At 43.4% G+C, this 12,501-nt stretch carries 8 protein-coding genes and 2 tRNA genes; 3 read left to right on the top strand and 7 right to left on the bottom strand.

What is annotated here, in order from left to right; translation table 11 throughout:
- Positions 1-128: 128 nt before the first annotated feature.
- Both LZG72_RS17830 and LZG72_RS17825 read right to left on the bottom strand, forming a co-directional pair.
- Positions 129-214, bottom strand: a tRNA-Leu gene (locus LZG72_RS17830).
- Between the two features lie 64 nt (positions 215-278).
- Positions 279-351 (bottom strand) — tRNA-Gly (locus LZG72_RS17825).
- Positions 352-623: 272 nt separating this feature from the next.
- Between LZG72_RS17825 and LZG72_RS17820 the strand changes: the two genes are divergently transcribed.
- Together LZG72_RS17820 and LZG72_RS17815 are read left to right on the top strand one after the other, a co-directional pair.
- The gene (locus LZG72_RS17820) at positions 624-1,697 is read left to right on the top strand and encodes a TerC/Alx family metal homeostasis membrane protein (protein ID WP_233875564.1); all 1,074 of its coding nucleotides are present in this window, start codon (positions 624-626) and stop codon (positions 1,695-1,697) included.
- A gap of 24 nt (positions 1,698-1,721) precedes the next feature.
- Positions 1,722-5,711 (top strand): AAA domain-containing protein, encoded by a 3,990-nt coding sequence (locus LZG72_RS17815; protein WP_233875561.1) that lies wholly within the window; start codon positions 1,722-1,724, stop codon positions 5,709-5,711.
- Here LZG72_RS17815 and LZG72_RS17810 read toward each other — a convergent pair.
- The gene (locus tag LZG72_RS17810) at positions 5,706-6,416 is read right to left on the bottom strand and encodes a DUF1080 domain-containing protein (RefSeq protein WP_233875557.1); all 711 of its coding nucleotides are present in this window, start codon (positions 6,414-6,416) and stop codon (positions 5,706-5,708) included. The genes LZG72_RS17815 and LZG72_RS17810 overlap by 6 nt on opposite strands.
- A gap of 127 nt (positions 6,417-6,543) precedes the next feature.
- Between LZG72_RS17810 and LZG72_RS17805 the strand changes: the two genes are divergently transcribed.
- On the top strand, positions 6,544-6,933 hold the full coding sequence (locus tag LZG72_RS17805; protein ID WP_233875554.1) for an HIT family protein: 390 nt from the start codon (positions 6,544-6,546) through the stop codon (positions 6,931-6,933).
- 5 nt (positions 6,934-6,938) lie between these two features.
- Here LZG72_RS17805 and LZG72_RS17800 read toward each other — a convergent pair whose 3' ends face one another.
- The 4 genes from LZG72_RS17800 to LZG72_RS17785 all read right to left on the bottom strand — a co-directional run bounded on the left by LZG72_RS17800 (position 6,939) and on the right by LZG72_RS17785 (position 12,474).
- A complete protein-coding gene (locus LZG72_RS17800; protein WP_233875552.1) occupies positions 6,939-8,420 on the bottom strand; it encodes a capsule assembly Wzi family protein in 1,482 nt (493 codons plus the stop codon).
- 108 nt (positions 8,421-8,528) lie between these two features.
- Complete coding sequence (locus LZG72_RS17795) at positions 8,529-9,950, bottom strand: capsule assembly Wzi family protein (RefSeq protein ID WP_233875550.1); 1,422 nt, start codon at positions 9,948-9,950, stop codon at positions 8,529-8,531.
- A 70-nt stretch (positions 9,951-10,020) separates the two neighbouring features.
- Complete coding sequence (locus LZG72_RS17790) at positions 10,021-11,436, bottom strand: capsule assembly Wzi family protein (protein ID WP_233875548.1); 1,416 nt, start codon at positions 11,434-11,436, stop codon at positions 10,021-10,023.
- A 36-nt stretch (positions 11,437-11,472) separates the two neighbouring features.
- A complete protein-coding gene (locus LZG72_RS17785) occupies positions 11,473-12,474 on the bottom strand; it encodes a sugar transferase (RefSeq protein ID WP_233875546.1) in 1,002 nt (333 codons plus the stop codon).
- Between the last annotated feature and the right edge of the window lie 27 nt (positions 12,475-12,501).

Raw genomic sequence — 12,501 nt, 5'->3', positions numbered from 1 at the left:
AACGCAATCCCGCAAAACAAGCGTCTTAGCGATTGATCTGAGTTTTTAAACCGTTATTCCAAGTTATAAAAAACCCAAATGAAAGAGGGTGCCTCAGTTTTTAATTGAGACACCCTCTTTTTGTTTAGTACCGGGGACGGGAATCGAACCCGTACGAGCGTTTCGGCTCACAGGATTTTAAGTCCTGCGTGTCTACCAGTTCCACCACCCCGGCATTAGCCATTTGTGGATTTGGCTCGGAGAGAAAAAAAGCACCGTTTCCGGTGCTTTGTCCTCTGAGCGAAAGACGGGGTTCGAACCCGCGACCTCGACCTTGGCAAGGTCGCGCTCTACCAGCTGAGCTACTTTCGCATAACCGATTTGGTTATCGTGGTGCAAATGTATGCACCTGCTTCATTTGACGCAAGTTTTAATGTGAATTATTTCTCAAAAAAACAGGCACGTTTTTTTAACAATTTGTAAATCAATGCCTACGATCTTCACAAACGCCGCCCGTCCCAATTAATTTCTTCATTTTATATTTTATTTAACTTTGAGAGCTGAAAAAGGATCGATAGTTGTGATATATTGTAGAGCTTTGATCTTTTTCTGAACGTTCGACTTTCCATCAAAATTTCTTTTTCATGTTTTCCAACGAAGTGCTGTTTTTCGGCGGGTTTATATTGGTGATTAGCATCATGCTCCTTTTGGATCTTGGTGTTTTTAACAAGAAGGACCATGTAGTCAAGTTTGGGGAAGCTGCGGCATGGACTGTCGCCTGGATTGCGCTTGCAATGGTATTCTATGTTGTCATCAATACACATGGAGATCTGGTTCACGGAATGGACAATTATGCCCAATTGGAAGGCATTAAGAACAAGTTTGCACCACATTTAAAGCTTATTCCCGGTGATTTTGAAGCGAGCGTTGAGATTTACCGGAGAAATATGTCGCTGGAGTTTATTACCGGCTACCTGCTGGAATACGCGCTTTCTGTTGATAATATCTTCGTAATTATCCTGATTTTCTCATCATTCGGTGTCCGGCCCCAGTATTATAAAAAGGTGCTTTTCTGGGGAGTTTTAGGGGCCATTATCATGCGCTTTATTTTTATTTTCCTCGGGTCGGCATTAATGCAGCGTTTCGAATGGATCATCTATATTTTTGGTTTACTTCTTGTTTATCAGGGTGGTAAGATATTTTTTGAGGGTGGGGAAGAAGAGAAAATTGATCCTGCAAAGCATCCGGTCGTCAAGTTTGCGGCAAAGTATCTGCCAGTATTCCCGAGGTATGTCCGCGAGCATTTCTTTGTTTTGAAAAAAGGAAAATGGCTCGTAACTCCTTTGTTTGTAGTCGTTCTCATCGTCGAGTTTACTGATCTGATTTTTGCCGTAGACTCGGTTCCGGCTGTTTTTTCTGTTACCAAAGATCCCTACGTGGTTTTCTTTTCCAACATTTTCGCAATCATGGGATTGCGGTCGATGTTCTTCTTTCTGAGCAACATAATGGGCCTTTTCCGATTCCTCAAATATGGTCTCGGGGTATTGCTGGTGTTTATCGGAGGAAAAATGCTCGCTCACAAACCTTTGGAAGCAATGGGTTTTGAAACGGTTTATTCATTGTATATCATAGTAGGAATTCTCGCTGTGAGCATTCTGGCATCCGTAGTTATCCCCGTCAAAAAGGAAAAGAAGACGGATGCTTTGTCCAATAGTTAGGTAATCAGGAGCGTTGGAGTAGCTATGAACCGGATTCTGAAAGCCTATTTAAAACGACTTACCAACCTCAGCACTCGCAACAAATCCCTTCTGCTCACCAATCTGGCTGCCGAGCAGTTTCTGGACATTCATGAATCCGATTTTCTGCTGGAGAAACCCTCAGTTGAGATCGTGAAACAGCTTATTGCCGGGAAAGTTCGCATTCCAGTCTGTGATGTTGCTGACCCGCGTTTTGAGAAAGTGAATGAAGTCAGTAAGCGGCTTCGGAAAATCGCCAGGACAGAACGTTTTATAGAAGAGGAACGGGGATCGAGGGATTTGTACCTAGGTTATCCATTTGTGAAGGGAAAGTTGTCAGACGGCACTCCAATCCATGCGCCGCTGTTGTTTTTTCCTGTTACGCTTAAAATGGACCGCGAACAATGGTGCATTTTTGAGCGGAATGAAAGCGATATCGTGCTTAATCAAAGTTTTGCGCTCGCTTACGCGCATTTCAATGAGTCAGTTATACCGGATGAGATCCTGGAAAAGTCATTTGAAGACTTTTCGAAAGATTTCCTGGAATTCCGGACACAGCTTTACGAATGGCTGAAAGCAAGCCCATTCAAAATCAATTTTAATCAACAGCTTTTTGAAGATACCTTAATCCGTTTTAGTGCTGAAAAAACCACTGAACTCGCGATTAATGAGCGGAACGGCGAATTGAAACTATTTCCCGAGGCAGTTCTCGGTATCTTCCCGCAGGCAGGATCGTTTTTGGTTCCGGACTACAATCAACTGATCCATAACAGTGAGCAAGACTCTTTTCGCATTCCGTTGATTGGGATGGAAGAAAATGAATATGTTGTTTCTGATCACTTCGAGCCTGCTTTATCTAATAAAAAACCAATCCGGGAAGAAGATACGCTGACACCGTTTTCGCTCGACGAGTCGCAGGAAGAAATTATTCTGGCAGTGAAATCTGGTAAGTCAGTCGTCGTTCAAGGCCCGCCGGGAAGTGGAAAGTCTCAGCTGATCTGCAATCTGATGTCAGATTTTGCTGCAAGAGGAAAACGGGTTTTGCTGGTCTGCCAGAAAAGAGCGGCTCTGGACGTTGTTTACCAAAGATTACAGACCATTGGTATGAATGATTTCGTGGGTCTGATCCACGATTTTAAGAACGACCGCACGGGGCTTTTCCGGCAGCTGGCTTCGCAAATAGAAAAGGTAGAAGCGTACAAACAACAGAATTACAGTTTGGACGCGGTTTTTCTGGAAAGGGAGTTTACACAGGAAAGTCGCGCGATCGATCGGACAGTCAATGATCTGGATGCATTTCGAAAAGCATTATTTGATGAAAGTGAATGTGGCGTAAGTATCAAGGAACTTTATCTCACAAGCGATCAAACTGCGCCCCAGGTAAATTTGAATGAACAATACCGGTTCTTCCGGCTCGATACCTGGGATAATTTCCGGAGACGCTTCAAGACATTTAGCGAATACACTGTTCACCTCGGTCCAGACCATGCTTGGGCTAAGCGGAGGAATTTTGCCGATTTTGGTATTACTGAATTAAGGAGCATGGAAAATATGCTTTCGGACTGGCCGCGGGCATTTAATCAACAAAAAGAGAAATTCGCAAAGCTTACCTATCAACCATTCTCACAAGATTTTATCCAAAATCGTAATGAAACGCTGGAACGCCTCACCGACATAACCGGCCTGATCCAAGACGAAGCTACCTGGACATTATTTAAAAAATACATTCATTCTTCTTCCAATGGTCACGAAAGGCTCGCATTCATCAGGCAAACCACGGATGCTCTTGAAGGTTTTTTGACAGAAGATGGCATAGAGTTTTCTCTGGAACCGGGGCAAATCTCATCATTTACGTTATCGCTCCGGAATGCAATAGACTCCAAGCAATCAGCGGTGTCCGGGTTATGGTGGGGAATGTTCAGTAAAGAGAAAAAGGAGATTGAAAGGGTCGCTGGGGCTAATGGTCTCGCGCTAACCCTTGATGATCTGATCAAACTTGAATTGAAAGTACGGAACAGAAAGGAGCTGGAAAGTTGGCTGGGTAATGCCAGTTTGAGCATCGATCCGAGATTTTTGGATGGGCTTGCTCTGACGCAGGAAGAAAAATATATTCAATTTTTTCAAAAAGTGGAGGCGGCTGCGGATGCAGTAGTGCGTGCATCATTGGAGCCGTGGTTCTCCATTTTGAAAAGGATTGCCGGTGACTTGGATTTCAATGGTTTTAAACAAGTTTTAGGAAACCTGATCCACTGGCTGGAAGCATGGAACCGCATTGAGCAGGCGATGTTACCATTTCTATTGCCAGAGCAGATTAAAGATTTGATCAGCGAACCGGAACACCACAGCCTGAAATTACTCCAAGCACTGCGAAAAGATTTCGATTCAATGGTGGATATGGACCGGTTGTGGAAGGAAATGTCTGTCGCAGAACAGTCGGTAACGAAATCGATTGCAGATGAGAGTCGAAAACTTAAATTGAGCAGTTCATCAGAAATTGTTGGACTATTTGAAAACAGCATTAAACTGGCCTGGGTTGAGCATATAGAAACAAAATACCCTCATTTGCGCTCTGTGACTTCCCTTAAAATGAGGCAATGGGAAGAACAATTGCAGCAAAGTATACTAATCAAACAAAAACTGAGCAGCGATATTACCGGCATTAAATTGCGTGAGGCTACGTATCAGGATATTGAAAAAAACAGGCTTGGGAACAGGGTCACTTATAGAGAATTGGGACATCAGGTCACCAAAAAACGTAAGATCTGGCCTATCAGAAAACTCCTGGAAAATTATACAGAGGAAGTGTTTTCACTGGTTCCTTGCTGGATGGCTTCTCCCGAGGCAGTATCGGCGATTTTCCCAATGCAGGAGAGCCTCTTTGATCTTGTCATTTTTGATGAAGCTTCCCAATGTTACGCGGAGTATGGTTTGCCGGCTGCATATCGCGGGAAGCAGGTGGTGGTAACCGGCGATAGCAAACAACTTTCACCAAGTGATCTGTATAAAATCCGCTTTGAGGACAAGGGAGAGGAGGAAGAATATTCGGCAGCATTGGAAATTGAATCGTTACTGGATCTTGCGGCCCAGTCATTGGATCAGTATCAGCTCACAGGACATTACCGCAGTCTTTCACTGGACCTGATCGATTTTTCGAACCGGAATTTTTACAAGGATACCTTGAAACTGTTGCCGGATTTTAGCAAAATCAACGAAAGCGAGCCGGGAATCCAGTATATAAAAACCGACGGCGTCTGGAAAAATAACATTAACCTGATCGAAGTTGAGAAGGTTATTGAACTGGTTAGAGATTTGGGTAACACGGGCAAAAGCTTGGGAGTCGTCACATTCAACTTCTATCAACAGCAGGCCATTCAGGACGGTTTAGAAAGAGAAGGAGTGGAGGCGAAAGATTTGTTTGTCAAGAATATAGAAAATGTCCAGGGGGACGAGCGGGACATTATCATATTTTCGATGGGTTATGCACCTGACGAAAAGGGAAAGCTGTCGATGCAGTTTGGTAGTCTAAATATGCAAGGTGGGGAAAACAGGTTGAATGTGGCGGTTACACGGGCCAGGGAACGCATTTACTTTGTGACTAGTCTCTGGCCTTCACAACTTCAAACGGATCAAACTGCTAATGCCGGGCCTAAAATGTTAAAGGCTTACCTGGAATATGCATTTGAAGTTTCAGAAGGTAAATTTCAGCCGCTGCCTATATCAACGAAGCAGTTCAGAACTGATTGGCTACTGAAAGATCGTTTGCAGAGCTCGCAGCATGGATATGAGAAAGAGCTCCCGTTTGGCGACCTTACGGTAAAAGCAGAAGGGGTATATAAAGGTCTGATCCTGACGGATGATGATTTGTATCACCATAGTAAATCGTCGAAAGAACCACACGCTTATTTACCCCTTCTGTTGCGGCTGAAAAACTGGCCGTTTAGCCGTGTTTACAGCCGCGAATACTGGTCCGGTACGCTTACAACCGAACTATTATAATTCCTTAATGCGGATATTTCTGAAAGAGACCTTATTTCCGTGATCTTGCAATGCGATTTTGCCTTTTGACGACGCGCCAAATCCTTCCCAGGTTTTGAATTTGCTGTTGGCAACCAACTTATCCCATTCTGCGCCTTGTGTTGGAAAATCAACTACTTTTTTTCCATTCAACCAGCTTTCCCCTTTCCCGGATTTAATGACGATTTTTGCTTTGTTCCATTGCCCGGCTGGTTTCACAGCAGCCATGTCGGTTGGGGGCAGCATATCATACAACGAACCAGATTTGTGGTTTCCATTCTTTCCAGCTTTGGAATCCGGGTGTTTTTCATCGTCTAGAACCTGGATTTCAGGGCCGGTTGAGTAGGGGCAGCAATATTTTTTATCTTCGATTACGTGATAAATGATACCGCTATTACCTCCTTCAGAAATTTTCCATTCAAGTTCCAGTTCGAAATCACCATATTCTTTGTCGGTTACCAGGTCTTTACCACCTTTTTCCGCAAGAACAATCGCATTATCCTCGATTTTCCATTGTGGTAATACTTTGTCTGATTGCCAGCTGTGCCAGCCATTTAAGCTTTTACCGTCAAAAAGACTAACCCATTTACCTTTATTCTGAGCTTCTGCGTCGTTTCCCGCAAACACAATTGAGAACGATGCGATCACGAAGGCTTTGCCGATTGCATGCCATTTTGTACAATTCATGTCTTGTTTGTTATAAGTTTTGGATCACAATATTAAGTACTTTTAGCATTCTAATTACTTATTTTAAGTTAAAGTTGGCAGCTGTCGCAACGACTTACGAGACTCAATTATTTATAACTGAAATCAAATGGCTTCGATATTCTCTAAAATTGTTGCAGGCGAAATCCCTTCTCATAGAATTGCCGAAAATGACGATTTTCTGGCATTTCTCGATGCATTCCCAATCACATACGGACATGCGCTCGTTATTCCAAAAAAGGAGATCGACTACCTTTTTGACCTTGATGATCAGCTATATTCAGGATTAATGCTTTTTGCGAAAAGCATTGTTCCCGCACTTGAAAAGACGGTTCCGTGCATTCGCATTGGGGTGAGTGTAATCGGGCTGGAAGTGCCGCATGCGCACGTCCATTTACTGCCATTGAATAGTATGTCAGATGCAGATTTCAGTAAAAAGATTCAGATTTCGCAAGAAGAGCTGGCGAATCTAGCCGAGAAGATTCGAAGCAATTTTTAATGAGGTCAGTAGAAAGAAAAGTCTTTCCGGACTCCGAGAGTAAAGCCGTAGGTCTTCCGGTATAATTCTCCGATATCAGCAGCATAGGCGCCTTTCAAGGTAAGTCCCCCCAAAACATTCAGCTTAGTCTGCATTGCGATTAGCCCGGAAAACTGTTTTGGAGAGCCCTTAAAACGTTCCAGATACGTTCCCGAATTATTTGAGTAGGAGAGTTTGGTCTGCCATTCAATTTTTCTTAACAAAGTGCCTTTCAATCCTAAATGATAAACCAGAACCCGGTTGTTGCTGGTAAAATTGTCGGCGTATTTTGGCCATTTCCAGCCAGTTTGTGAGGAGGGTGGGATAAAAGGTGTTCCAATCGTCCGGTCAAAGTAGGACCATCCATCCCTTACCTGCTGGTTGTTGAAATAGTTATCGTGACCGCGGTATTTGCCATTACCGATGATAAAAATATCGCCACCCTGATCTTTGGTAAACAACACTTCAAAAACACCCTGTGTAATTTCAAAACCCGCACCGTAAGAATTCTTTTTCTTGATTCGCGCACCATACAATCCGTCCGCAAGGGTAGTCAGATAGAAAAGTGAGCCATCTTCATATACAAACTGCCGGTACAAGAAAATACTCGAGCCGTAGGTCTCGACTTCCAGTGCGATATCAATGGAACCAAGGTGGTTTCCTATCCGGCTTGTACTATCAAAATGGGTAATTTCGTCGCCCGTGCCTCCCACAGTCCCAAGCACCGCGTGAATGTAATTTGAAAACCCATCGGGCAATTTGCCGTTTTCGGCTGTCAGATAAGGTGATTTACCTCCCCACTGAACCTGGTGATTGAATCCCCCATATAATTTTACTTTCGAATTGGCTTTCCCGATGCGCAGGTAAAACGATTTTTCATGAAACTTCAAGCCGCTGGTAATCGGTCTGTTACCTTCGAACATACCATCAGAATAAAATGCCTGGAAGGAGACCCATTTCCTTGTAAAGGGGACCGGAACAAAGCGGGTAGTGCCTAAATGAATCTTTGGAATTGGTAATGCATTTCCCGACCATGCGTACGAACCCGATCCAATCGTGGAATCAGCCAGACCCACCCACTGTTTTTTTCGACCGACATATAGCTCCCAGTTTTTGAAACGCAATGTCGCGTGCGCCTGAGGCAGCAGGATTTTTGTTTTATTGTTAACATTTGCCACGGCTTCAACACCAAAACCGACACGGAGTGCATTTCTGCTGGTATTGGCCGATATAGGCCAGTAATGTTCAATTCCTGCACGCGCTGCCCCGGCTGGTACCGTAAGTGGTACGGTCCCAAACTGATTTGCCTGTATCCAGAAAGGTGTGTGGCCGTTGGTACTTCCCATTCCGGAAAGTTCTATAAAGTTTTGCGTGGAGTCCGTGTAGACTTCGGGCTGGTCAGCCTCGAATTGTGAAACGCCTGGTGCGGAGATTAACAGTAAAGAAAATAGGAGGGTTAAAAATTTCATAGGCGCGCCCACTAGCTTTTTCGTGATGTGTATAATGGTGTTGTATCGAACAAAATTAAGTATAACTTTTCTCTATTCATATTGTGCTTCAATGGAGTGTGATTGTAACTAGTCGAGAAATCCATTTTTGCGAAACCCGACCTGGAGGCCGTAAGAATTCGGGTATAGCTCGCCAATATCGGCTGACAAACCAGAAAAAACACTGCATCCTTTCAAAATTTTCAAATTTTTTTCAGCGGTGAGTAAAGCTGAACCTTGTTGTTTGACACTTTCATAGGCACTGACGAATGTTCCCGAATTTCGCGAGTACGTACCTCTGAAAGCGAATTTTAGATTAAGCCAACTTGCAGTTATCCCAGTGTGGAACGCCCAGAGCCGGTTATTATTGGAAAACTCGGCATTACTTCTCGGTAAATCACTCTTTGTCGACCCGGAAGCTGGTAATAATGGAGTGCCAATGCCGGTCCCAAAGTAAGACCATCCACGGCGATATATGTAGCTATTGTAATAGTTTCCTTTTTCGAATAAAATAAGTCCCGATAGCGGTGAATTATTGATCTGGTTCTGAGTTCCTAACACTTCCAATAGGAACGAGTGAAATGCGAGATAGGATGAACCTTTCGGTGTCGGTCTGTTTCGTTTGATACTGAATCCATTTAGACCGTCGGAGAAATTAATCACTTTAAAGAGAGACCCGGTTTCATAGATGTTTTGACGATACAAGAACCAGGTCCAGTTCTTACCTTTCCATTCGCCAGCCACGTCTATGGTACCAAAATGGTTCCCGATCTTTCTGTGATCAACGGTTTTGCCAATAATCGTATACCAATATGCTTTTGTCGGCTTCAACTTATATAATTGAAAAGTGCTCAATTCGCCACCCCACATTGCCTGATGGTTTATGCCGGCATACACATTTAGTCTTTGGGACTTATTTCCAAAGTTTAAATAGAGCTGTTTTTGATGAAAATATGTCTTCGGGATCCGGGGAGTACTTCCGTAATTTACATCACTCGCACCCAAGTAGCCATCGGAATAAGAGAACTTAATGGAAACAAGCTCATTCGTAATGTAAAGAGGAACATAATTCGGAATTGATATTTGAAGACGCGGAAATGGCCTTGCATTTCCCGAGACAGACATCGATCCGGAGGTGAGTGTTGTATCCATCAAACCCGTCACCATCCTTTTTTGACCAGCCAGAATTTCCACTACGCCTATTTTCGCTGCTGCGAATGCATCTGACAAAAAGAGATTGCCTGTTTTGCCATAACTTCCAATACCCTGTAAACCACCGCTCCATTGAAATATGCGCGGATTGTGCGGATTGTAAACTTTGTACAACCCTATATCAGCCAATCCGTAATTTCCGTTCAACGGGACGCTGCCGTTTTGATTGGCGCGCGCCCAAAATGGGGTTTGATCCGTTGCGCCGGCAACCAGAATTGAAGCGTTGTAATAAACTGTTGAGTCCTGGGCGTAACTTGAGAACGCGAGACAAAGGGAGAAACACAATAAACAGACTCGCATCCGAAAGATTGGGGCCGGCATTTTAGGTAATAGAAATCGGTGACGTTGATGAGTACTTATTTTACCAAAGTTATCTTTTAAAACCGGATTTCCTCCATCCAAGCATCAATGCAGTGTTTTTAGGATATAATTGTCCAAAATCAGCTGCTAAACTTAAAGTTAAATGAGTATTGTTTCTAACCTTCAACGGACTTTCCACTTGAATGTATAGAGAGGTTTGATAGAGAGGTGGGTTATATTCCGAGATATAAGTTCCTGAATTCACAGAATGCGTCCCTTTGAAAAGCAATGTGGTCTCTCTGAATGTAGCGTTTGCTCCCAAATGAAATGCTACCAACCGATTATTAGATGTAAATGCACTTTCTGATGTGGCGAGATTGTCTCTGATCTGACTTTGCGGGGCAACCAACGGTGTTCCCAATGCCCTGCCTTTATAGGACCAACCCTGAACATAGACATAATGGTTAAAATAATTGTCCCGCCCGAAAGTGCCTGTTACCATGTCAAATACAGCACCACCCTGATTTTTTGTGTATACCAGTTCAAAAAGCAGGGTTTTTAAGTCGAAACCAAACCGATTCTGGGTTCGTTTCCTGAACCGGAGACCATTAAGTCCGTCTGCGACATTGGACAAATTTACCAGGGAGCCGTCTTCGTAAATGCTTTGTCGATACAAAAATACCTCCCAGTATTTACCCTTCCATTCTGCTGCAAGGTCTATTGTGCCAAAATGATTTCCGACCCGGCTCCCTCCCCATGGCTTACCGAGTATCACGTATTCATATGCTGAGGAGCGTTTTAAGCCACCTGAAAAGATCCGATCTTCTCCTCCCCAAATTGCCTGGTGATTGAATCCTGCAAAGAGATTTAGTTTTTGATGCCGCCCCCCCAATTTGATGTAGAAGGATTTTTGATGTAAAAAAACCTGGGGTACCCTCGGAACGTTTCCAAAATGGACATCTGCCGGATCCAACAAACCGTCCGAGTACGAAAATTTAAAGGAAAGTATATCATGATACGGGAAGACATTGGTATAGTTAGAAGTGGATATCTGATATTTCGGATAGGGTCTGAAGTTGGACGACATTGCCAGCGAACCGGTTGTCAATAGGCTGTCCGCCAAACCCATATATTCTCTCCTTTGGCCGATGCTTATTTCGATCGGGCCGGCTTTTCCTGCAAGGTAAAGATCGGTTAAGAAAGCGGTTGATCTGACATTAAGATTAGCAATGCCCTCGATTCCAGCTGAACATTGTAGAAATCGCGGATTGTTAACGTTGTATTTTCTGTAGAAACCGGCTCTTCCGGATAGATAGGACCCATGGTTTGGAACACTACCAAACTGATTACTCTGTAACCAAAAAGGGCTGTCCGTTGATGAAATCGCACCTGACAGCCCTGCGGAATAAAAGTAGGTAGAATCCTGGGCGCTTAATTGAAATGAGAGAGTCACCCACGCGAGTAACAAGAAGATAGATTCCCTCATCCAGGATTTGATAAGATACCTCTTAAAATAATGGAATTACCTACCGCTTTTCTTAAGGATAACTACGGCGGTTAAGAGAATAATCTTCAATTCAAGGAAGAAATTCCAGTTTTTGATGTAATACAAGTCATACATAAGCTTGTGACGTGCATCATATACGCCGGCTCCGTATGAATACATGACCTGGGCATACCCGGTAATTCCCGGTTTGATGTTGTGCCTCATGTTATAATAAGGGATTGTTTCATCAAACGTCTCAGTAAACACTTGCCTCTCGGGCCTCGGACCAATCAAGGAAAGGTCTCTTCTGAAAATATTAATGAGCTGGGGCAGCTCGTCGATACGGCTAATCCGCATGAATGAGCCATAAGAGAAAGTGCGGGTATCATTTTTCTTCGAGAATGACGCACCGTTCTGTTCAGCATCCAGTCCCATAGACCGGAATTTGATACATTTGAAAGGAACATTATTCATCCCCACCCGTTCCTGATAGAAGAAAACCGGCCCTGGGGACTCCATTTTGATTCTGAAATAACTCAGTATCCAGAGGGGGAATGTGAAAAGGAATAGGATAATGCTGATGGTGACGTCGATAATCTTCTTAGGATAACGCACCCGTCTACCAAAAGTAGGTAGGGAAAGAAGGTTAGGATTGATTTCTGAAACGTCGTCCGGGATGTAGACCTTTTTCAGGATCTTTTCACAAAAATCATAAACCGTATTAATGCGGATGGACTTGTTTTTTCTGACAACAAGTTCATATATAACCCTGTTTCTCTTATCGTACTGGGGATTGGTAACCAAATGGATCTTTTCAAATTTATCCAGTAATGGCCTTACAGTGTGGTTTAGCAAATAATCATCGTCAGAGCTGTGGGGGATAAGTATGACCTCTTTGTACTTTTTTAGCAACAAAGCAAGATCATATTTTTGAAGGAAATAATCATAACTTGTTACAATCAATACTTCTTCTGATACCGCAGTTTTACTTAATAACCGATGTACATACCTCCGCTCTGATACGTAAGTGTTGTTCATATGTGTGTATTTTGATAAAAAGAATAA

Source organism: Dyadobacter sp. CY323, assembly GCF_021390245.1.
In the GTDB taxonomy this organism is placed as follows: Bacteria; Bacteroidota; Bacteroidia; order Cytophagales; family Spirosomataceae; genus Dyadobacter.
Note: the sequence above shows the minus strand (reverse complement) of the source record. Positions and strands in the feature narration are given on the sequence as shown.